Here is a 23,272-nt window from a genome sequence, read left to right as displayed (position 1 = left end):
CCCCTTAATTTAAAAAACCATAATCCTTCATAATTATAAAATTGAGGTACCATAACTATTACTCCAGCTCTACCCCCTTCTCTCGAAGATTAGCCAGACATTCCTCATAGTAGGCAGCGTCATGTTCGCTATAGATAGGACTTTTCAGCTTTTCCTCTGCTAAGTCTTCATAGGAAGGACAGGTCTTGCCTCGGTAGTTCTTGTCCAGCCACTCTGGACTGACATTGTAGCCTCGGTCAGCCATCTCCTCCATAATCAAACGATGATAGGCATAGAGACGATAGGGCGAGTGGGTAAAGACATAGTCAACCGTCGCATGCTTTCTGCCCCAGCCATTGCCACGCAGGGCGCAACACTCTCGATGTTGCCCCAAGAGCTGAGGACGGGGAAGTTGTGGTATCAAAGCTTCATGCCAAAGTCTCATGGGAGTCTCCTTTCAGCAGGGCAGAATCTTGCAGATAAGCATTTGGGTAACGCTCAAGCAAATCTCTAGTTCTAGCAATCAAGTCTTGCTTGGAAGCCTGACCAAAGCGATAGCGATCCAGCAAGAGCATATAGTCCTTGCGCTCATCAGGACTGGCTTGCTTTTTAAAATAGCCCCAAATATGCTGAAAGGCATTGCAAACCTGACCCCTGTGTTCTGGAATCTGGCAGGCACGGTCAATCATCTCCTGAACCTGACTCAGCTCCACCACTTCTTGCTTGAGATACTGGCGAATATCTTTGTAAATATTGCTGGAATGGCTCAAAACAAGGTATTTATTTTCCGCCCAGAGTTGCTGACAAAGGGCACGTTGGTTGTTGTTATTCATAACTGACATTATACCATGTTTGAGTCAAAAAGTACTTTTCCTATTTCAAAGCACTTTTGACCTTTTTCTTGGTAATGATGCGGTCGTTTTTGTTGGCTAAGGATTTTAGTCTGGCTTCGAGCAGGATTTTTCTACCTGCTTCGTTACGGGTGTAGACGAGTTGGTAGTTGCCTATGTGTGGTGCGACGGCATTTTGGAAGAGCTGGGCATCTTCCTTACGTTTTTCAAAGAGGCTAGGAACTACGAAATACTTGGACTGGCCGGTTGGTGCTTTTTGAGCTACTAAGAGGTAGCGTTGATTATCCACTGGCGCAAAGAATTCTCCTAAAACCTTTGAAAAGAGTTCCTTGTCTCTCATACTGCCACCTTTTAGATAGGCGAAAACATTAAAGCTTTCCTTGTCCTCATCGACCTGCACGCGCGACTGGTCATCAGACAAATGCCCTGCAGTCACCATAACCTTACGGATAGCTTCTCCAATCTGGCGCAAGCGTTTATAGGGACTCTTGTAGTTATAATAACGAAAGGCTGTGATAGCTAGGAAGAGGACACAAAGAGCTGTCAGCCATGGCAAGGTAAAGAAGGTTAGTCTAAAGACATAGGTCAGGAGACTAATGGCAAATACCATCAGAGCATAGCGAAGCCACTTTTCAGCATCTGCTAGGGCAAGCAGAGGGATTCGTTTGCTGTCGGTCGCTACTTCATTGACAATTTCAATCTTATCAGCAACGATGAGAGATTCCTGCCATTTTTTACGAAGGGAGGCGCGATCCTTGGATAGTTCCATAATCTTCTCGTTATAGTCTTCGAGTTTCCTTTTCTTAAATGGGAACTCAGGAAAGTTCAAGCGATCCAGACCTGTTTCAATGGTATCTTCCTTATAGGACAAGCCAAGGAAGTGGTCCATCCGACGGGCAAGAGTCTGCAGGTCCTGATATGGATTGAGGTCTTGTTCTTCTTGATTTTCATTAGAAAAGGCTGGATTTTTGTAAGGTTTGATGGCTACTAGGTGCCAGATATTGCTGGTCTTATCTGGATGTCCTGGCCAGATACGGATGGCGCGGCCCCGCATCTGATTGCTGAGCATAAAGCTTCCGACAAAACTTCCTAGGATGAGAGAGTTGACACAAGGTGCATCCCATCCTTCTCCCAAGAGAGACTTGGTTCCGACCAAGACCTGGATAGAACCACGTTGGAAGAGCTCAGTCACTGCGGCAACCATCCCCTTAAAGCTGGATGGAAATCCTACTTGGAGATAGGCATCTTGGTCAAGTTTTCCAATGGCTGAGAAGGTCAAGTTGGTATTTGGGATGAGGGCTTCGAGTTCTGTTTTGACACTGGTCGGTATGATCACGACACTACCTGAAAGGACTGCTATAGGGACAGAAAGACCTTGTTTTTGCGCACTGCGGCGAATGGTTTCAAAGTAAGGGAGGACACCTAATTGCGTGATTGGTGCTTGGTCATCCCCCAGATAACTGGCAAAATCCTTGCGGATATAGTCCGCCAAGACTAACTGTCTCAAGTCCTGACCTAGACTGGCATACTCGGTTTCAAAGATTGAAGCAATACCAGCCAGTTTTCCTAGAGATTGATTGAGGATTTGGTCATTAGCCTTGGATTTGACCAAGAAGACCTGACGTTTTTCAATCAGTCCTCTTGATTTCAAATCGGCTTCTATCTTTTTCTTTGTCTCCTGTGGATCCTCATACCAGTCGGGTGTCTGATAGAGAAGGCCTTGCAAGAGAACTTCCAGCCAGTAGTAATTAAGAGCAGGCAAGCCTTCCGCCCCCAGTAAATCTCGTAAGTGCTTAGGAATTTCTAGCTTTTGAGCCTGTAGATAAATGAGGAGGGCTGATAGATACTTGGGATCTTCGAGGAGCATATCCGCAGAGATTTCCTCTTTGAAGACCTTGGAACTCTTAATCAACTCTTGAAAATCAGGATCAACCACTAGTTGGCTGACATACTGCCACTTGGTGTCCTCAAATTCTTCCAAGCGCTTGTCTTCTTCCTTGGTCGGAAAACAGATATAGACAAAGTCCTGGTGAGGGCAGAGGGTGTCTTCCTTGACCAGTTCTGGCACTGTTATTTCTTGGTCGATCTCGCCACACATCTGGAGATAGCGATCCCAGAGTTCTGGCTCACTGTCATATGGCGGTGTTGCAGTGAGTGAGATGACTTGTAGTTGCGGGTAATTTTTACGGAAGTCTTCTAGGCTTTTCCACCATTCATTTCTCAAGTGATGGCATTCGTCCAGGCAGAGGGTTTCGACGCCTTTTTCCTTGAGTCTAGCAATCAGGTCAAAGCCGACAAAGTCCTCAACCTCGCCATTATCCTCTTGAGATTGCACCTGTTGCATAGCGCTGTGAAAGGCTTGGTAGGTGGCGATGGTGATTTGCTTCATATCCTTGAGATTTTGAGACACGAGACTTGTGACCTGGTCCTCATCCTCTAAAAAGGCCTGGCGAATCCTATCCACCCATTGTTCCCGAATGGTAACCGTCGGCACCAAAACCAGAGCTGGTTTATCAAAGCGGGCAATCAACTCGATACCAATAGTTGTTTTACCAGAACCTGGCGCTGCCACCAAGTGGACATGACCATCTGCTTGGTATTCTTGAAAGTTGTCCAATACCTGTTTTTGGTAGTTGCGCCAAGTGCCATTAAACTTCAATCCTAACATGATTTCCCTCATTCTAAGCTGTCATTTTCTTATTCTCATTTTACCATACTTGAGGCAAAGTCACACGAAGTACCCATGTAGTCTTTCTCCTCAAAATATGGTATAGTAGATTTATACTATTTAAGAGGAGTTTACATGTCACACGATAAAGAAATGAAAGCTGTTTCTCCCCTTCTACAGCAAGCAATTAATATTTCATCCATCATCGGTGGAGTTGGTACTTTAATATTCTGTATCTGGGCCTATCAAGCTGGGATCTTGCACTCCAAGGAAACTCTATCTGCCTTTATCCAACAGGCAGGTATCTGGGGGCCTCCACTCTTTATCTTTTTACAGATTTTACAGACAGTTGTTCCTATTATCCCTGGTGCTCTGACATCTGTTGCGGGTGTTTTCATCTATGGGCATATCGTGGGGACTATCTATAACTATATCGGCATCGTCATTGGTTGTGCTATTATCTTTTACCTAGTAAGGCTCTATGGTGCGCCTTTTGTCCAATCAGTCGTCAGCAAACGGACCTATGATAAGTATATCGGTTGGTTAGATAAGGGCAATCGCTTTGACCGTTTCTTTATCTTTATGATGATCTGGCCTGTCAGTCCTGCGGACTTTCTCTGTATGCTGGCTGCCCTGACCAAGATGAGCTTCAAACGCTATATGACTATCATCATCTTGACAAAGCCTTTTACCTTAGTTGTTTATACCTATGGCTTGACTTATATCATCGATATTTTTTGGCAGATGCTTTCTAATAAATAACAAAAAACTCAAGGAACCTACATCCTTGAGTTTTTTGTTAAACTTCTTTTTTCAAAAAAATAGAAACAATGACTGATGTTGCAATCATCCATGCTCCTAGGATAATAAAGGTCAATCGACCATCTGTAGTCACCAAGCCAATCCCTGAAAGAACGAAGGGTGTTAATGATGCTCCAAAAGAACATCCCAAAACAGCAAATGAAGTTGCTTTATTGAGGAGTTTTGCTGGGATTCGCTCAGATATCAACTGAAAGACTGTCGTCAGAGCAATGCTGTAGGCAAATCCTCCTAGGATAGAACCTGCAACCACCACCCAGAGTGAAGGGGAAAGAGCAATGATGATTTGCCCGATACCAAAAGTGACACCAGCGACCAATAGAAGTCTTTCCTTGAAGGTCGAGATCAGGAAAGAAAAGCTGATTCCAGCTAGAATCCCAATCAACTGCATAGCACTAAGTACCAAACTGGACAACTGAGCATCCCCAAAGCCTGCCTCAATCATAAGACTAGGGATGCGGAAGGTGATAGCAGTATTGGTACATACAATCACTGCGGCTGCAATAGCAAGGAAGAAAATGAGCTTTTTCATAGAAGCAGTCAATCTTACAGCTTCTTCTGTCTGATGCTTGGACTCATGAATTTCTTCCTTGTTGTAAGGGACAAATAAAAGAAAGAGCACCAAGACTACCAAGCCTGCGGCATAGGCCAAGAAACTAGCTGTCCAGCCATATGCTAAGAGTTGACCAACTGCTAAGGTTAAGATGGATGCTCCTACGACTTCGGCAGACCCACGAAAACCAAGCATTTGGATACGAGTTTTTCCGTGATAGCGTTCACTGATGATAGAAATAGCCTTGGCATTCAGCATCCCTACACCAATCCCGAAAAGTAGGCGTGTCGCAAAGACAAAATAGTAACCCTGATACCAGAAAGGTGCAGTCCCGCTAATCGATAAAATCAAGAGACCCAGGGTCAATTGGAGACGTTCAGGAAAGATTCGCTCCAAAACTCCATTCAGTAAAAGCATAGCCATTATTCCAAAGGAAGGTAAGCTAACTAAGAGCTCAACTTGACCTGTCGAATAGCCTTGATAATAGTCAAACATAGCTGGTAGAGCACTTGAGATTGAAAACGATGTGATCAATACTAGTGACAGAGAGAGTATACTCAGCTTTTCCAAAAATTGTTTCATCTTATCCTCATTTTTCTTTTTAGCCTAAAAGGTACTTCCCTATCATACACTGTTTCCCCAAAATTGGCAAGCGACTGGCTATAGAGATAAAAAGAAAAAGCAGGGCAATCAGACTCAGTGAGTTCTTGATTGCATCCTGCTTTTTTATATTTTTTATATAAGATTGTCTTAGATTTTCAAGAATCGGCGCATTGAAATCCCTGATCCAAGTGATCCGATACAAATACCGATAACAAACAAAAGACCGATCATAACTGGATTAAAGATGTCAGGTGTAATCAATGATAGGTTTTGACCAACCAATGACGGGTTAACAGATTGGAAGACTTTATTATAGATAAAGTAAACCAAAACTGATGGAAGAGCTGCTCCCAACAATCCGATAAAGGCACCTTCCAGCAAGAATGGTCCACGGATGTAGCTGTTTTTAGCACCAACCAAACGCATAATCTGAATTTCACGACTACGTGAAATGATAGTGATTCGGATGGTATTTGAAATCAGGAAGACTGCGATAAAGATCAAGAGTCCTGCAATAACCAAGCCCCAAACACGGATAAATGAAGCCAACTTGAAGAGACGTTCTGTATTGGCACCACCGTCTTGGACCTCAGAAACACCTTCAATCTTTTTAGCATCTTCAGCTACTTTCTTAACATCACTTGGTGAATTGGTATCTACAATATAGGCATCGTGAAGGGGATTGGCATCTCCTTCAAAAACCTTCCACTCTTCACCCATGGTTTCAGTCAGCTTGTCATACTGTTCTTCCTTACTTGAGAAAGTTACATTTTTAACTGCTGACATAGACTTGAGGGCATTATAGACCTTGTGGTAGTCATTATTGGTAACTGTTTGGCCTTCTTTTACAATCGTTTCACTATTGTCCTCAACGTCCTTACGGATATAGACCATTACACGGACGTTGTTTTCAATATCAGTTGCTAATTTTGCAGTGTTAAAGATAACTGAAGCAAAGATTGCAACCAAGGTCAAGGTGATCATTACTGAACTAATGGCAGCAATGGTCATCCACCCATTACGCTTTAAACTCTTTAAAGACTCAAATAGGTGACGGAAAAATCTACTAATCATCGTATCCGTACTCTCCTTTCGCTTCATCACGTACCACGCGACCATTTTCGATGGCAATAACGCGGTGGCGTAAGGTATTTACGATTTGACTGTTGTGGGTCGCCATCAATACTGTTGTACCTTGAAGATTGATTCGTTCCAAGAGATTCATGATTTCCCATGAGTTATCTGGGTCCAAGTTCCCTGTTGGTTCGTCGGCAATCAAAACCTTAGGATTGTTTACGATAGCACGGGCAATGGCGATACGCTGTTGCTCACCACCTGAAAGTTCATTAGGGAACGAACGCACCTTGTGTTTCAAACCAACAAGATCCAAGACTTCCATAACACGTTTTTTGATATTACGACGTCTTTCCCCAACTACCTCCATTGCGTAGGCAATGTTCTCATAAACAGTTTTCTTTGGTAACAATTTGTAGTCCTGAAAGACTACTCCTACGTTTCTACGTAGCATTGGAACATCTTTCTTTTTAATTTTAACAAGGTTATAGCCAGCAACTTGCAAGCTCCCTTTGTCGACTTTTACCTCACGATACAAGGCACGGATAAAAGTTGATTTCCCTGCACCTGAAGGTCCTACGATGTAGGCGAATTCTCCTGCATCGATATTTACAGTGATGCCACGTAGGGCTGTAGTCCCGTTGTCATACTTTTTGACAACATCTCTCATTTCAATGATTGACATGTGACTTCCTTTCTATTAACTAATACGCCATTTTAGATAAGCATCGATGAAACCGTCTAGGTCTCCATCCATTACCTTATCTACTTGCGCAACTTCAAAGCTAGTACGATGGTCTTTGACCATAGTATAAGGGGTAAATACATAGGAGCGAATTTGGCTTCCCCATGTAATTTCTTTTTTCTCTCCCTTAAGTGAGTCTACCTCAGCAGCTTTCTTTTCTTGCTCCATTTGGTAGAGTTTAGCTTGAAGCATCTTCATAGCACGGTCGCGGTTTCCGTACTGGGTACGGTCAACAGTCGATGCTACGACAATTCCTGTCGGAATATGAGTCAAACGAACACCGGTCGAAACCTTGTTGACGTTCTGTCCACCTGCTCCACCTGAGCGGAAAGTATCCATCTTGATATCATCTTCTCGGATATCTACTTCGATGGTATCATCCAACTCTGGCATAACTTCTACAGAAGTAAAAGAGGTGTGGCGACGTTTGGCTGAGTCAAATGGTGAGATACGCACCAAACGGTGAACTCCCATCTCTGACTTGAGGAGGCCATAAGCATTTGGCCCTTCGAATGATAGGGTCACTGACTTGATTCCCGCTTCATCACCTGCTTGGTAATCCAAAATCTCAACCTTGAATCCCTTGGCATTTCCATAGCGAGTATACATCCGAAGGAGCATATCGCCCCAATCCTGAGCCTCTGTTCCTCCAGATCCTGGGTGAATCTCAAGGATAGCATTGTTATGGTCATAAGGCTCAGACAAAAGAAGGGTCATCTCGTAGCTGGTCATCATTTGGTCCAAAGTCCCCAGCTGCTCGATTAACTCTTCACGGACAGATTCATCCTCTGCCAAAAAGTCTAGTAAGATTTCAACTTCATCCTGCAATTCTTCCATCTTGTGGAAAGTATTATAGGTGTTTTTTAGTTCGTTTAATTCTTGCGATGTTTTTTGGGCCGCGATATTATCGTTCCAAAAATCAGGCTCAGTCATTTTGTTTTCCAAAATGGCAATATCTTCTTCTAACCTTTCGAGGTCAAAGAGACCCCCTAAAAGAAGCTAATTTTTCACGATTGGCGTCAATTTTTTGACGGATTTCTGAAATGTCCATAAATACTCCTTTTTGTATCTTTTTATTATACCATAAGTTCTCTTATTTATCTAATTTGCTTTTTGAAAATTTCTAAATACAAGACTTGAATACTTAGTAAAAGCCTTGATATTACTAGTAAAATAAGAAAATCTCATAAGATTTTTCTCATGAGATTTAGAGATTTTATGCTTATTTTTACAAGTTAACAGTTAGTACATGTCCGTCTTTCACAACTTGGTGACCAGCAATATAGACATGATCAACATCACTGGATTTGACAGCGTAAACTAGGTGAGACAGCATGTTTTCTTGAGGTTGGAGATGGATTTTTCCTTGCGGTTGGATGACGAGAAAATCAGCCTGCTTGCCGACTTCTAAACTACCAATCTCGTCTTCCATTCCTAGTACCTTAGCACCCTCGATCGTCAGTGCCTTGAGGGCAGTTTCGATTGGAAATTGGCTGGCATCACCACTCTTCATCTTCTGTAAGAGTGCTGCAGTCCGCCCTTCCTCAAACATATCCAGGTTATTGTTAGAAGCAACTGAATCAGTTGCAATACCAACTGCTACTCCTGCTTTTTGAAGTTGGACGACTGGTGCAATGCCTGAGGCTAGCTTGAGGTTGCTGATAGGATTGTGGGCGATAGCGACTTGCGAATCTACCAAGCGGGTAATTTCTGCTTCATTTAACTCCACACCATGGGCAAAGACAGCTTTATGATCTAAATATCCGAGCTCATCTAGGAAGGCTAATGGGCGTTTGCCATAGCGTTTCAGAATAATGCCTGACTCTTCCTGGGTTTCTGCCACGTGGATATGAAGAGGAATATTCTCTTCTTTTGCTAGCTCAAGACTTGCCTCCAGCAAATCTCGACTACAACTGTAGGGCGAGTGAGGGGCCACCATCACCTTGAACTTGGGATCCTGGTAGCCTTTAATTCTCTCAATGATAGCTCGAGTTCTGACTATGGTCTCATCTGTCTTCTCCAGTTCTGAAGAAAAGAGGGTTGGAGAGAAATAGCAACGCATCTTGGAAGCCTTGACTACCTCATAAATCTTAGCTATATCCACTCCATTAGGATTATACATGTCATTGAAGGTTGTCGTTCCTGATAAGAGCATTTCAGTCAGAGCCTCTTTGACGGCCTTTGTGGTCATCTCTGGCGTGAACTCTGCCTCAGCTGGCCAGATATAGTCCTCTAGCCATTCATGGAGATTACTATCGTCACGAATGCCTCTCAAACCTGTCATAGCAGAGTGGGTATGGCAGTTAACCAAGCCAGGCATAATCCAGGCACCTTGATAATCTATGATGTGTTCTGCTTGCTCGAGAATCTCTTGATTTTCCTGACCGACATAGACGACTTTAGATTCTTTGACAGCTAAAATCCCATCCAGATAGACGTGGAAATCTTGGTCACAAGTCACGATATTTACATGCTGATAGACTTTCATGGTGCTTCTCCTTCTCTAAGTTACAATTTAAATATCACAATTTTTCTAGCTATTGTAACAAAAAAGTCACCCTAAGGCAACTTTTGGTTTATAAAAACGAGTCATTTTAAAGCTAGTGCTATCAATCTAAATCAAAAGCTGCTGCTTGCTGCATTTGATAATACTTGCCTTTTCTCCTCATGAGTTCTTGATGGTTACCATACTCTACAATGTCACCATCTACCAAGACAAGAATCAAATCAGCATCCTGAATGGTCGATAAACGGTGGGCGATGATAAAGCTTGTTCGCCCCTTCATGAGTTTGGCAAAGGCATCTTGAACAAGCACCTCCGTCCGAGTATCGATAGAGGAAGTTGCCTCGTCTAAGATGAGAATCTTAGGAATGGATAGAAAGACACGTGCGATGGTCAAGAGCTGAGCCTGACCGACTGACAGTGATTCACCTGCATTTTCAAGCTTGGTATCATAGCCCTGGGGCAATTGTTGGATAAAGAAGTCTGCGTTAGCTGCCTTGGCTGCTGCAATGACCTGCTCTCGGCTAGCATCAGGATTTCCAAAAGCAATATTGTCATGAATGGTTCCTTGCTTGAGCCAAGTTTCTTGAAGCACCATTCCAAACTGCTGTCGAAGAGATGCTCGGGTATAGTCATAAATAGAATGACCATCTAGCAAAATATCTCCTGAGTTAATAGGATAAAATCGCATGAGGAGATTGATAAGGGTAGACTTCCCAGCACCTGTTGGTCCAACGATAGCAACCTTACTACCTGCTGGAATATCAATAGACAGATCCTTAATCAGTATCTTTTCAGGATTGTAACCAAAAGAAACATGTTTAAAGGCAATAGCTCCCTTGACTTGGTCGCTGTTCAACTCTTCCTGACCAGTTTCTGTAACCTCAGGACTTTCTAGAACAGCATAAACACGTTCTGCACAAGCTAAGGCGCTTTGCAACTCGGCTAAGACAGATGAAATATCGTTAAAAGGCTTGGTGTACTGCTGCACATAGTTCAAAAAGGTCACTAAACGTCCAACTGTCAAAGTAGAACCTGCCATGATGCGCAAGGCTCCAACACCAGCAAGTAGAGCATAAATGAGGGCATTGACAAAACGGGTGGAAGGATTGACTGTCGATGAATAAAAGATAGCCGACTGAGAATAACCTGCGTAGTTGTCATTTGCCTCATGAAGTCTCTCGATAAATTCTTCCTGGGCATTAAAAGACTGGATAATGTTCTGTTGGGTGAGCGATTCCTCGATTAGCTGGGTTTGAATCCCCCTAGTCTCTGTCTGCTTTTGAAAGAGATGGTAGGATCTCTTAGCGATAAAGCGAGAAATGACCATAGACAGAGGGGTTAAGAGTAGAACCAAGAGCGTCATCAAGAGATGAATTTGAAGCATGGCAAGGATGCTGACCAAGATCATCAATACTCCGATAAAAAATTGGTTGAAAATCATGTTCAAACCCGCTGCCAACTGTTCAATATCTGTCGTCACTCGGCTGACCATTTCCCCACTACCTTGTCTATCTACAAGGGCAATCGGAAGACGATGGAGTTTTTCAATGATTTTCTCCCGTAAATCTTTGGTATAAAAGAAAATCAGTCGATTATAGAGGAGAGGATTGGCCCATTGTACCAGCGTATTTCCTATGACTACCAAGATCATCTGGAGGAAAATCTGCCAGAATAGCTGGGATGATCCATAGACTAAGACTTGGTCGATCACCTGTCCAATCAAGATTGGTAGATAAATAGAAAGGGCTACCTGGACAATGGTTCCCAAGAAAGCTAGGAAAAGAAGGATGGGATGACTTGTTAAATCTTTTGCCAAACGTTTGAGAGTTTGACTTGCATGTTTGCCTTTCATTCTAGTCCTCCTTTCCATGTTGGGATGCATTGATTTCACGATAGACTTGACTAGTCTTCATCAATTCCTCATGATTTCCAAGCGCTAATTGCTGACCCTTTTCTAAAAGGAGAATTTGATCAGCAATTTTCAAGGTCGAAGTCCGTTGGGAAATCAAAATCAAACTAGTATCAGGCAAATTTTCCTGAACAGCCTTTAGAAGATTGGACTCAGTAATGGTATCAAGGGCTGAAGTCGCATCATCGAGGATGAGAAAAGGAGCTTGACGTAAAACTGCTCGGGCAATCGATAAACGTTGTTTTTGCCCACCTGAGAAATTACGGCCACCCGCTTCAACCACTGCATCTAGCTGACCTTCCTTTTCACTAATAAAGTCCTTGGCCTGGGCAATTTCTAAAGCCTGCCATAGTTCATGGTCAGAGACTGCCTCATCTATACCCAAAGTCAAATTAGAACGAATAGTCCCTTTAAAAAGTTCAACCTTTTGAGGGACATAGGCCATCCAAGAACGCCACTCAGAAAGATTGCGAGGACTTTGTCCATCTCGATAAAGGGAAATGCTTCCCTTATCTGCCGGATAGAGGCCAAGTAGGACCTGCACTAAGGTTGACTTACCAGAACCGGTTCCCCCAATGATCCCAAGAATCTCCCCCTGCTTCATATCAAAAGAAATATCCCTTAGCGAAGGCTGAGCTGCATCTGGGTAGGTAAAGCTCAAGTGAATGACTTGTAATACTTGACGCCCATGTACTTTTCCTGCCTGAATCTCAGAATGAATATCTTCAGGTTTTTCAGCGAAGACTTCTTCAATCCGCTTGGCAGATATATAAGACTGGTTGAGTGAATTGATCAGCATGGCTAGCTTGATTAACTCAACCAAGATTTGAAGAAGATAGTTGATCAGGGCAATCAAAGCACCCTGACTGAGCCAGCCTCCCTGAATAGAAATATAACCATTCCAGATAATCACCAGTAAAGTTCCGTTAACGATCAAATAGGTCAAGGGTGTCAAGAGACTAGACCAGTATCCTGTTTTCATTTGGATAGCCGTATAGATTTGGTTGAGTCGTTGGAAATTCTCAATTTCTCGTTTTTCTTGACCAAAGGCACGAATCACTCGCATCCCTTGTAGTTGTTGGCGCGTTTCCTGAACCAGCTGATCTGTTTTCTTTCTCAAAATGCTATAAAGAGGATTGACAAAGCGTGATAACACGACAATGACAAAGGTCAAAATGGCAACCATGACCAAGAACCAGAAGGTCAATTCAGGCGAGAGGCGATAAGCCATGAAAATGGCACCGAAAACAATAATAGGCGCCCTTAAAAAGAGGCGTAAGAATTGATTAATCCCTGTCTGAATCTGATAGGTATCTGAAGTCAAACGCGTCACCAAACTCGAAGTCGTCAAACGGTCTCTACTATCCTTGGGCAAGGAGAGAATATGACGATAGAGGTCATTGGTCAACTCCTTGGTGAAGCCGACTGCTGCCTTGGCTGAGTAAAACTGAGCAACTAGGGCAACTAGGACGCCAATAACTGCAAAAACAAAGAGGAGACCCATTTGCATCCAGAGGTGCCCCTGATCTTTTTGAGGGATAGATTGGTCAACAATCCCTGCTATCACCATGGGAACCAAGAGTTCAAAAACAGCCTCTAACAACTTAAACAAGGGTGCTAGAAAAGACTCCTTGAGGTAGGGTTTAAAGTAAGAAAGTAATTGTTTCATATGTCCCTTCTATTTACAAAATGAAGAAGGTGGAAACCCACCATCTTTTTACTTGTTCAAATATGGAAGCAAGTAGCCATAACCAGTCTTTTCCATCTCATCCTTAGCGATAAATCGTAAAGAAGCAGAATTGATACAATAGCGTAAGCCACCTAGTTCCTGAGGCCCGTCTGTAAAGACATGACCCAAGTGGGCATTACCCGAACGTGACCGAACTTCGATACGTTCCATACCGTGAGTCAAGTCACGATAGTAATGGATGAGTTCCTTGGAAATAGGACGGCTAAAGCTTGGCCAACCACAGCCTGAGGCAAACTTATCCTTGGCAAAGAAGAGGGGCTCCCCAGTCGTGATATCGACATAAATTCCTTCCTCAAAAGTTTGGTCGTAGGCATTGCTAAAGGGAGCTTCCGTCGCAGCCTCTTGAGTAACTCTATAAGACTCTTCTGACAAATTCTCTCGTAAAACTGCCTGACTAGGTTTTTCATAGTTGGCGGCATCTATCAGTGGTTTCTCAGCATCTCTCACATCGATATGGCAATAACCTCCAGGATTTTTCTTGAGGTAGTCTTGGTGATAGTCCTCAGCCAGGATATAGTGACGAAGCTTATCCACTTCTACCGCTATTTTACGACCGATGAGAAGCTCTTGTTCTCGAACGACCGTATGGATGGTTGGCAAATCCTCTTCATCTAGGTAATAAATCCCTGTGCGGTACTGACGACCACGATCGTTTCCTTGTTGGTTGACAGAAAGGGGATCGATAACTCGGAAATAATAGAGTAAAATCTCACGGAGCGAAACTACCTTTTCATCATAAATAACTTGAACAGTCTCTGCATGATCTGTTTCTTTGATCAGTTGATAATTGGTGGTTTCTACCTGACCATTGGCATAACCAACACTGGTTTGCAACACTCCAGAAATACGGGAAAAGTATTCCTCTAAGCCCCAAAAACAACCGCCTGCTAGATATATTTCCGCCATTTCAAATCCTCCTTGACCAAGAACGGTCGTCAAATTCTGGAAAGAGTTTACTTTCCTTCTTTCATTTTCAAAAAAAGGACAGGAAGCCCTCTATAGAGAGTTTCCCCATCCTATTGCTAAATTTATTTTGCTTCGACGCGCACGCCTTGTGTGTCTACTTGCAAATCATGAAGCTTGCCTTTGAACGGTTGTTTTTCAAGCTCTGCCTTAATCTTCGGCATCTTATCAGGCTCAGCTAGAACCATAACAGTCGGACCAGCTCCAGAAAGGTAGGTTGCATAAGCACCATTTTTCTTGCCAACTTTTTTGATGGTCGCAAATTCTCGCACCAGTTCTTGACGGTAACGCTCGTGGAAGAGGTCACTCTCAATAGCTTGGCCTGCTTTGACCATGTCACCAGTCAACAAAGCTGCGATTGCTACGTTAGCGATAGAACTTGCTGCAACAGCTTCTTTATAAGAAAGTTTCTTGGGCAAGACACCGCGACTATCTCGAGTTCGCAATTCATAGTTTGGAATGTAGGCTAGGAAGGCACACTCTGGGAAAGGCGCTACGACTGCTGAAACCTGACCTTCGACTGAGCTTGCAATAACTAGATTTCCATAGATTGCAGGCGCAACATTATCAGGATGGCCTTCAATCTTAGTTGCCAATTGCAACTTCTCATGCTGGCTTAGCTTGAGGTTTCCGAGTTGGTTTGCCAGTTCTATCCCTGCAACGATGACTGAACTAGAGGAACCTAGTCCACGTGCAAGTGGAATATCACTAACCATCTTCAAACGTCTTGGTTGTAAGTCTGGAACGATTTGTAGAGCAATTTTCAATAAAAGATTACGTTCGTCACGGGGAATCCATTTGCCTAGTTGGTGCTCAATCATCCATTCTTCACGTTCTTCACAAACCTGAATTTCTAGATACTTAGTTACAGCTACACCAACCGAGTCAAACCCTGGACCCACATTGGCACTTGTAGCAGGTACAATAATCTTCATCTTAGTCTCCTAAAACCTTGAAGGTATTGAGAAGTTCAAACTCAGATACACCCTTCAAAGATGCTGTAATTTTTTCAAGCTGTGCCTTGTTGATTTTATGAGTGATGATAACGACACGAGCCTTGCCTTCTTGCTTGCCATCTTGAAGGATTTGCTTGAAGGAGATATCTTCCGCATTAAAGAGCTCAGCCAATTTCAAGACTTGACCTTTTGAGTCAGGAGCCAAGATTGAGAAATAATAGTTAGCTTTGACATCTTCTGGCTTAGCTAAGACCACTGAGCGGCTGTATTCATTAAAGGCTTTTCCAATTGTTCCATCATTCAAACGACGAACGATACGGGCAATATCAGCCACAACACTTGTTGCAGTTGGTTTTTGACCTGCACCTGGTCCGTAGTACATAGACTCGCCGATACCGATAGATTCCACAAAGACAGCATTCATAACACCGTTAACACTTGCTAATGGGTGTTCTTTAGGAAGGAAGGTTGGTGTAACCTCAGCAGCGATTCCAGAAGCTGTTTCTTCAACAGAACCAACCAGTTTCACAACATAACCAAGTTCTTGAGCTACTGCCACATCTTCTGGAGTGATGTTGCGAATCCCTTGGTGGCCAACATCTTCAAACTTGACATTCATCCCAAAAGCAAACTGGCTGAGGATAACCATCTTGTAGGCTGCATCAATCCCGTCAACGTCATTGGTAGGGTCGCTTTCAGCGAAGCCAAGTCGTTGGGCTTCTGCCAAAGCATCTTCATAAGACCAGCCTTCTGTTACCATTTTGGTCATCATGAAGTTAGATGTTCCGTTCACAACACCAAGAACACGTGTGATTTTATCTGATGCTAGTGAGTTGACCAAGGTACGAAGGATTGGGATACCTCCTGCAACAGCTGCTTCATAGTAGAGGGCAACATTGTGAGCTTTGGCTACCTCAAGCAATTCTGCACCATGGACTGCCAAAAGGTCCTTGTTAGCTGTTACGACGTGTTTCCCTGCTTCTAAAGCACGAGTGATAAATGTTTTAGCAGGTTCGATACGCCCCATCAACTCAACAACGATCGTGATGTCTTTGTCTGACAAGATTTCATCGATATTTGTTACAAAATTAAAATCATTTCCTGCATCAAGCAAGCGGGCTTTCTCTTGATCGTCTTTGACCAAAACTTTAGCTACTTCAATTTCTGACTGAGCCGCTTGAACGATTTTTTCTCTATTTTCCTTCAGCAAGAATGGCACACCACTGGCTACTGTACCAAATCCAAGTAAAGCAATCTTAACTGACATATTTGTCTCCTCGAAATTTTCTAATAGTCCTATTATACCAAAATTGTGTGAAAATTCCTACCATTCAAAACTAAAAATAGGAGCATCAAATCACAAAAAAACTGCCCCGATACATTCATGGGCAGGATTTATGTTTGCTATTTTACAAAAGACAATTCCTTGTCACTAGACAGGTCTTCTCGATAGTTGAAACCTGCAAAGCTGAGCTCTTTAATCTCTTCTACAGAAGTTATCTGACCTTCCATCAAGGCTGTTAAGAAGGCTCCTCTGGCTTTTTTTGAAATGGTTGAGTGGATTTTTAATTTACCATCTCGCTCTTCCATGAACTTGAAGGTCACCATCTTTTCACGGACCTCTTTAGGGAAGACAGTTTCAAATTCAGAAGACAAGAGTGAAAAGATTAATTCTTCACCCTTCATCGACTCTTCATAGGCTACTTGCCAATGATTTTTCAAGCTTTTTCCAGCGACTTTGAGTTTCATCAAAAAGTCCAGTCTGTGGGCAGCAATGGGTCCAAAGGCCGGGATCACACCATAGAGAGCTGACGTTATCATGAGGTGTTTCTCGAGATAGTTTTGCTCTTTCTTGGTTAGATTGTCCCGTTTGATGTTGCGATACATGAGTCCATCAAAGAGGTGCAAGGCTGGATAGTTGCTAGCCAATCCATTTTTCAAGGCTTGGATATGGGCATACTCCTCTTGCGCCTTTTCGGCAGAGATTTTATAAAAACTCTCTAAATCTTGGGCAGAATATCTAGCTAATTCATCTAGCACCGCCTGACTTTCAGGACGTAAAGGTCTAGCCTCTAAACTAGGGATTTCAGTGTTCATTTCTTTTGCAGTTGGGATTAGAATTTTCATAGTGTTAGTGTAGCATATTTTTTTAGGACTACCAAGGATTTGAGCCTAAATAATACGACCTTCTAAATGATCCAATTCATGCTGACAAATCTGAGCAGGAAATCCTGCCAAGGTAATGGTTTGCTCTTGCCAATGGAAATCTCTGTAGCTTACTGTAATCTTCTCATACCTAGTTGTCGGTCTTACACCTGCCAAAGACAAACAACCTTCCTCTGTCTCGTATGGTCCTTCAAAAGATTTGAGAACTGGATTAAACATAACCATGGGAATCATTCCGATATTAAAAATAATGACACGTTTTTGTACCCCAATCATATTGGCCGCTAGTCCAACACAGCTTTCTCGGTTAGCCAATAGGGTATCCTGCAAATCCTTTGCTAGGGGTAAATCTTCCTGACTAGCAGGCTGAGATACCTGCGACAAAAACAAGATATCTTTTACAATTTTCTTTTCCAACTACTATTCCTCCATCTTTTTCTCAACTTGATTATAGCATAAAATCAATCTCTGTTTACCATATATAAAAGCAAAAAGCCATCCGAAGATGACTTTTCATAATTGTTTAAATAGCGTTTTTATCTTTTCCAAGTGCTCGTTGGATTGCTTTAACAATCTCAACAAGGACCACGATCATAAGTGCTCCTACGGCGACCACCATCCATTGAGTCAAACTCAAGTGTGACACGTGGAAGAGATTATTAAATCCAGGAACCAAAATCGTCACCACAAAGAGGACAAAGGCAACTGGGATAGACCAGTTAAAGGTCTTGTTGGTAAAGAGTCCCACTTTAAAGATTGATTGGTAAACCGACTTAACGTTAAAGGCATGGAGCAATTGGATCAAACCGAGAGTTGCAAAAGCCATGGTAAGGGCATCCGCATGGATTTCAGTATGACTTTGGTGCTCTGGGAAGAGAAGAGCCCAACCATAAACACCCAGAACCAGCATGGTTTGGAAGATCCCTTGATAAATGATTGCTCCGAAGACACCACCATCAAAGAAGTTAGACTTACGACCACGAGGTTTGTGGGTCATGACACCTGGTTCAGCAGGTTCCACACCAAGGGCGATGGCTGGTAGCGTATCTGTTACCAGGTTAATCCAGAGAAGATGCACTGGTTGAAGCACATCCCAACCTAACAATGTTGCAAAGAAGATGATGAAAACTTCAGCCATATTAGCAGACAAGAGGTATTGGATGGATTTTTGGATATTTGAGAAGACCTTACGTCCTTCTTCAACCGCTACGATAATGGTTGCAAAGTTATCATCAGCAAGGACCATATCAGAAGCTCCCTTAGAAACTTCTGTACCTGTAATCCCCATACCGATACCGATGTCAGCTGTCTTAAGTGAAGGCGCATCGTTGACCCCATCACCCGTCATAGCGACAACCTTACCTTCATTTTGCCAAGCTTTAACGATACGAACCTTGTGTTCAGGAGATACACGCGCGTAAACAGAGTATTGCTTGAAGACTTTTTGGAATTCTTCATCAGTGAGTTCATTCAACTCAGCACCAGTGAAAACATGGTCTTCTGTATCATTTGGATCGATGATACCGAGACGTTTAGCGATAGCTTCCGCTGTATCTTGGTGGTCACCAGTGATCATAATCGGACGGATACCTGCTTCTTTAGCGACACGTACAGCTTCTGCAGCTTCTGGACGCTCAGGGTCAATCATGCCGACCAAACCAGAGAAGATGAGGTCAGACTCAACAATTTCAGATTCCAAGGTTGGAATTTCCTTACTTGTCTTGTAAGCCATCATCAAGACACGAAGGGCTTGTTTAGCCAAGTCTTTATTGATAGCAAGGATAGCTTTCTTATCTTCTTCTGTGATTGGGCGAACTTCCCCATTGACTTCAATACGAGTCACACGTTTGAGCAATTGGTCAGGGGCACCCTTGACAGCGATAAAGTAAGAGCCATCTGCTTCCTTATGAATGGTAGACATGAGTTTTCGGTCTGAGTCAAATGGCAATTCAGCCACACGTGGCTCATCCTTCAAGACTTCACGAACATCGAAGTTGTGATCCAAACCAAACTGTACAAGGGCTGTCTCTGTTGGATCCCCAATCAACTTACCAGATGGGTCCACCTTTGTATCATTGGCAAAGTTCATGATACGGAGGGTATTATTGTTAGCAGTAATCTCAGTTGCAGCACTTTGCAATTGACCGTTGGTATAAACTTTTTCAACCGTCATTTGGTTCATGGTCAAAGTACCTGTTTTATCAGATGCAATGATTTCTGTTGAACCGAGAGTCTCAACCGCTGGCAATTTACGGACGATTGAATTCCGTTTGGCAAGGGTTGTAGTTCCCAATGATAGAACGATGGTTACAATGGCAGGAAGTCCTTCTGGAATAGCCGCAACCGCAAGAGCAACCGCCACCATCAAGCCTTCTAATGGATGTTCACCACGAACAAAGACACCAACCAAGAAAGTAATCACTGCAATCACAATAATCAAGTAAGTCAAGACCTTAGATAATTGTTCCAAGCTTTGCTTCAATGGTGTTTCAGTTTCGTCTGCGTTGGCTAACATATCCGCAATCTTACCAACTTCTGTATACATACCAGTGTTGGTCACGACCCCAATACCACGACCGTAAGTTACGTTTGAGTTTTGGTAAGCCATGTTAACACGATCCCCGATACCAGCATCTGCTTCAACAAGTCCTGTCACATCTTTTTCAACTGGGACAGACTCCCCTGTAAGAGCTGCTTCTTCGATTTTAAGAGACGCCGCTTCAAGCAAACGCATATCGGCAGGCACTACATCTCCCGCTTCAAGCAAGACGATATCTCCGGGTACCAATTCTTTCGAGTCAATCTCAATCACATGACCATCACGACGAACACGGGCCATGGGGCTAGACATATTTTTCAGAGCTTCAATAGCTGCTTCTGCTTGACCTTCTTGGTAAACCCCAAAGGCAGCATTCAAGACAACAACGGCCAAGATGATAAGGGCATCTGTTAAACCATCCATTCCTTCTGTAATGACAGACAGTGCCGCAGCCGCAAGCAAGATGATAATCATCAAATCCTTAAATTGATCAAGGAATTTAGCTAGTAGGCTACGTTTCTCTCCCTCTTCCAACTCATTACGACCATAAGTCGCTAGTCGTTCTTGAGCTTGAGCAGTTGACAAACCTTCGATAGATGAGTCCAAGTTCTTTAGGACTTCTTCTGAGGTCTGTGTGTAAAACAAGTCTTTATTTTGTTCTTTTGACAAAACAGTCTCCTCCTTTTTGGCCTCTTTTTACAAAAAAAGAGACCTGTTTTTAAAAAAACAAGTCTCGCTGTTTAATATAGTGCCGGAAATAATTCGTAATGACGACACTATCGCGGTTAACCGCCAGCTACTCCCTTGAGTAGTTCTATTATATCAGAATTTCAAAAGTTTTCAAGTTTTGAGGTGTATTTAACTTACTTCCCACATTTGAATTTTCCTTGGAAAACCAGTATAATGAAAGAATACTAAAATGTTAGAAGGGGAGTTAGATGAATCAATCGGTTTCAAACTTAAAATTAGCTGAGCGTGGTGCCATTATCAGCATCTTGACCTATCTATTCTTGTCTGCAGCTAAGCTAGCAACCGGACACTTGCTCCATTCATCCAGTTTGGTAGCTGATGGTTTTAACAACGTTTCAGATATCGTTGGAAACGTGGCCCTCCTCATCGGGATTCGTTTGGCTCGCCAACCGGCAGATAGAGATCATCGCTTCGGTCACTGGAAAATAGAGGATTTGGCAAGTCTCATCACTTCCATCATCATGTTTTACGTTGGCTTTGATGTTCTACGTGACACCATTCAAAAGATACTCAGCCGAGAGCAAACGGTCATTGACCCACTTGGGGCGACTCTAGGAGTCATCTCTGCTATCATCATGTTTGCCGTTTATCTCTACAATACCCATCTGAGTAAGCAGTCTAAGTCCAAGGCCCTCAAGGCTGCAGCTAAGGACAATCTGTCAGATGCCGTGACATCTCTTGGAACTTCTATTGCTATCCTGGCTAGTAGCTTCAACTATCCAATAGTGGATAAGTTGGTTGCGATTATCATTACCTTCTTTATTCTTAAAACTGCTTATGATATCTTTATCGAGTCATCCTTCAGCCTTTCTGATGGTTTTGATGAACACTTGCTAGAAGATTACCAAAAGGCTATCATGGAAATTCCTAAGATTAGCAAGGTCAAATCACAACGAGGTCGTACTTACGGAAGCAACATTTATCTGGACATTACTCTGGAAATGAACCCAGATCTCTCTGTTTTTGAAAGTCACGAAATTGCGGATCAGGTCGAATCCATGTTATCAGAACGCTTTGGTGTCTTTGATACAGACATTCATATTGAACCAGCACCAATCCCTGAGGATGAAATTCTAGATAATGTCTATAAAAAATTGCTCATGAGAGAGCAACTGATTGACCAAGGAAATCAACTGGAGGAATTACTTGCAGAAGACTTCATTTATATTCGCCAGGACGGACAAGAACTGGATAAGGGAGCCTATACGGCTGAAAAAGAATTGACCTCTGCCATTAAAGAGCTTCATTTGACTTCTATCAGTCAAAAGACTAAACTCATCCGCTACCAAGTCGGTGATACCATTCATACCAGCATCTGGCGCCGCCACGAAACTTGGCAAAATATTTTCCATCAGGAAACAAAAATAGAAAAAGACTAAAGCAAAACTCCCAACTTTCTCAGTTGGGAGTTTTTCTATATTCTTATTTTGCAACGCTCTTAGCAAGAACGAAGTTTCCTAGTGTAGCTGAACCATTGCCAGCAACAGCTGGAGTCACGATATAGTCACGTACATCTGGAACTGGTAGGTAGCCATTGAGTAGGGCTGTGAATTTCTCACGTACACGGTCAAGCATATGTTGTTGAGCCATAACCCCACCACCAAAGACGATAACATCTGGACGGAAAGTTACAGTCGCATTCACTGCAGCTTGAGCAATATAGTAGGCTTGAACATCCCAGACAGAGTTGTTGAGTTCAATGTTTTCCCCACGAACACCTGTACGAGCTTCCAAACTTGGACCAGCTGCATAACCTTCCAAACATCCATTATGGAAAGGACAAACACCTTTAAATTCTTTTTCAATATCCATTGGGTGTCTAGCCACATAATAATGACCCATCTCAGGGTGACCAACACCGCCAATAAACTCGCCACGTTGGATAACACCTGCACCGATACCTGTACCGATAGTGTAATAAACTAAGTTTTCGATACGACCGCCGGCATTATTACGAGCAACCACCTCACCGTAGGCAGAACTGTTTACGTCTGTCGTAAAATACATAGGCACGTTTAGAGCGCGACGAAGAGCACCAAGCAAGTCTACATTTGCCCAGTTAGGTTTTGGAGTTGTTGTGATAAATCCGTAAGTTTTTGAGTTTTTATCGATATCGATTGGACCAAATGAACCAATGGCAAGTCCTGCAAGATTGTCGAATTTTGAGAAGAACTCGATGGTTTTATCGATTGTTTCAATAGGTGTTGTTGTAGGAAATTGTACCTTTTCTACAACATTATAGTTTTCATCTCCGACAGCACAGACAAATTTTGTACCGCCTGCTTCCAAACTTCCGTATAGTTTTGTCATGATAAACCTCTTGTATTTATTTTCTCTATTATAGCATATTCCCATAAGGAAAATTACTCTATATTTTAGTTTTTTCTCTGTAAATTTTACCATTCAAGCAAAAACGAACAAACATGACATTTGTTCGTTTT

19 protein-coding genes are annotated in these 23,272 nt (G+C 42.8%); 2 read left to right on the top strand and 17 right to left on the bottom strand.

What is annotated here, in order from left to right; genetic code table 11:
- Positions 1 to 58 precede the first annotated feature (58 nt).
- The 3 genes from PAN07_RS02790 to PAN07_RS02780 are packed head-to-tail and all read right to left on the bottom strand — an operon-like array spanning position 59 to position 3,498.
- Positions 59 to 424 carry a TIGR02328 family protein gene (locus PAN07_RS02790; RefSeq protein WP_269796963.1) on the bottom strand — a complete coding sequence of 122 codons (366 nt, stop codon included), beginning with the start codon at positions 422 to 424 and terminating at the stop codon, positions 59 to 61.
- Positions 408 to 812 (bottom strand): YbgA family protein, encoded by a 405-nt coding sequence (locus tag PAN07_RS02785; RefSeq protein ID WP_269797139.1) that lies wholly within the window; start codon positions 810 to 812, stop codon positions 408 to 410. The genes PAN07_RS02790 and PAN07_RS02785 overlap by 17 nt, the downstream gene beginning before the upstream one ends.
- A 40-nt stretch (positions 813 to 852) precedes the next feature.
- Positions 853 to 3,498: a DEAD/DEAH box helicase family protein gene (locus tag PAN07_RS02780; RefSeq protein ID WP_269796962.1), complete on the bottom strand. Its 2,646-nt coding sequence runs from the start codon at positions 3,496 to 3,498 to the stop codon at positions 853 to 855.
- Between the two features lie 135 nt (positions 3,499 to 3,633).
- Between PAN07_RS02780 and PAN07_RS02775 the strand changes: the two genes are divergently transcribed.
- On the top strand, positions 3,634 to 4,260 hold the full coding sequence (locus PAN07_RS02775) for a TVP38/TMEM64 family protein (RefSeq protein WP_269796961.1): 627 nt from the start codon (positions 3,634 to 3,636) through the stop codon (positions 4,258 to 4,260).
- A 37-nt stretch (positions 4,261 to 4,297) separates the two neighbouring features.
- Here the strand turns inward: PAN07_RS02775 and PAN07_RS02770 are convergent, their stop codons facing one another.
- The 13 genes from PAN07_RS02770 to PAN07_RS02710 all read right to left on the bottom strand — a co-directional run bounded on the left by PAN07_RS02770 (position 4,298) and on the right by PAN07_RS02710 (position 20,750).
- Positions 4,298 to 5,452, bottom strand: coding sequence for an MFS transporter (locus PAN07_RS02770; protein WP_269796960.1), 1,155 nt, complete (start codon positions 5,450 to 5,452; stop codon positions 4,298 to 4,300).
- A gap of 168 nt (positions 5,453 to 5,620) precedes the next feature.
- Complete coding sequence (gene ftsX, locus PAN07_RS02765; RefSeq protein ID WP_269796959.1) at positions 5,621 to 6,547, bottom strand: permease-like cell division protein FtsX; 927 nt, start codon at positions 6,545 to 6,547, stop codon at positions 5,621 to 5,623.
- On the bottom strand, positions 6,540 to 7,232 hold the full coding sequence (gene ftsE / locus PAN07_RS02760; protein WP_269796958.1) for a cell division ATP-binding protein FtsE: 693 nt from the start codon (positions 7,230 to 7,232) through the stop codon (positions 6,540 to 6,542). The genes ftsX and ftsE overlap by 8 nt, the downstream gene beginning before the upstream one ends.
- 15 nt (positions 7,233 to 7,247) lie before the next feature.
- A protein-coding gene (gene prfB / locus PAN07_RS02755; RefSeq protein WP_142324070.1) for a peptide chain release factor 2 occupies positions 7,248 to 8,343 on the bottom strand; the annotation gives its coding sequence in 2 pieces (ribosomal slippage) (positions 7,248 to 8,270 and positions 8,272 to 8,343; 1,095 coding nt in all).
- 177 nt (positions 8,344 to 8,520) lie between these two features.
- A complete protein-coding gene (locus PAN07_RS02750; protein ID WP_269796957.1) occupies positions 8,521 to 9,780 on the bottom strand; it encodes a TRZ/ATZ family protein in 1,260 nt (419 codons plus the stop codon).
- A gap of 121 nt (positions 9,781 to 9,901) precedes the next feature.
- Positions 9,902 to 11,650: an ABC transporter ATP-binding protein gene (locus PAN07_RS02745; RefSeq protein ID WP_269796956.1), complete on the bottom strand. Its 1,749-nt coding sequence runs from the start codon at positions 11,648 to 11,650 to the stop codon at positions 9,902 to 9,904.
- A gap of 1 nt (position 11,651) precedes the next feature.
- The gene (locus PAN07_RS02740; protein ID WP_269796955.1) at positions 11,652 to 13,376 is read right to left on the bottom strand and encodes an ABC transporter ATP-binding protein; all 1,725 of its coding nucleotides are present in this window, start codon (positions 13,374 to 13,376) and stop codon (positions 11,652 to 11,654) included.
- Positions 13,377 to 13,424: 48 nt separating this feature from the next.
- A complete protein-coding gene (gene msrB, locus PAN07_RS02735) occupies positions 13,425 to 14,363 on the bottom strand; it encodes a peptide-methionine (R)-S-oxide reductase MsrB (RefSeq protein WP_269796954.1) in 939 nt (312 codons plus the stop codon).
- 122 nt (positions 14,364 to 14,485) lie between these two features.
- Positions 14,486 to 15,355 carry a homoserine kinase gene (thrB, locus tag PAN07_RS02730; protein ID WP_269796953.1) on the bottom strand — a complete coding sequence of 290 codons (870 nt, stop codon included), beginning with the start codon at positions 15,353 to 15,355 and terminating at the stop codon, positions 14,486 to 14,488.
- Between the two features lies 1 nt (position 15,356).
- Positions 15,357 to 16,643, bottom strand: a complete 1,287-nt coding sequence (locus PAN07_RS02725) for a homoserine dehydrogenase (RefSeq protein ID WP_269796952.1) — start codon at positions 16,641 to 16,643, stop codon at positions 15,357 to 15,359.
- Between the two features lie 137 nt (positions 16,644 to 16,780).
- On the bottom strand, positions 16,781 to 17,503 hold the full coding sequence (yaaA, locus tag PAN07_RS02720) for a peroxide stress protein YaaA (RefSeq protein WP_269796951.1): 723 nt from the start codon (positions 17,501 to 17,503) through the stop codon (positions 16,781 to 16,783).
- Between the two features lie 45 nt (positions 17,504 to 17,548).
- Complete coding sequence (locus tag PAN07_RS02715) at positions 17,549 to 17,959, bottom strand: peptide deformylase (RefSeq protein WP_269796950.1); 411 nt, start codon at positions 17,957 to 17,959, stop codon at positions 17,549 to 17,551.
- A gap of 106 nt (positions 17,960 to 18,065) precedes the next feature.
- Positions 18,066 to 20,750, bottom strand: a complete 2,685-nt coding sequence (locus PAN07_RS02710) for a cation-translocating P-type ATPase (protein WP_269796949.1) — start codon at positions 20,748 to 20,750, stop codon at positions 18,066 to 18,068.
- 269 nt (positions 20,751 to 21,019) lie between these two features.
- On the opposite strand from PAN07_RS02710, the gene PAN07_RS02705 reads away from it, so the two are divergent.
- Positions 21,020 to 22,210, top strand: a complete 1,191-nt coding sequence (locus PAN07_RS02705; RefSeq protein WP_045615335.1) for a cation diffusion facilitator family transporter — start codon at positions 21,020 to 21,022, stop codon at positions 22,208 to 22,210.
- A gap of 43 nt (positions 22,211 to 22,253) precedes the next feature.
- Here PAN07_RS02705 and scrK read toward each other — a convergent pair whose 3' ends face one another.
- A complete protein-coding gene (scrK, locus tag PAN07_RS02700; RefSeq protein ID WP_006148929.1) occupies positions 22,254 to 23,141 on the bottom strand; it encodes a fructokinase ScrK in 888 nt (295 codons plus the stop codon).
- Positions 23,142 to 23,272 lie beyond the last annotated feature (131 nt).

It is taken from the genome of Streptococcus sp. SM5 (genome assembly GCF_027497975.1).
Note: the sequence above shows the minus strand (reverse complement) of the source record. Positions and strands in the feature narration are given on the sequence as shown.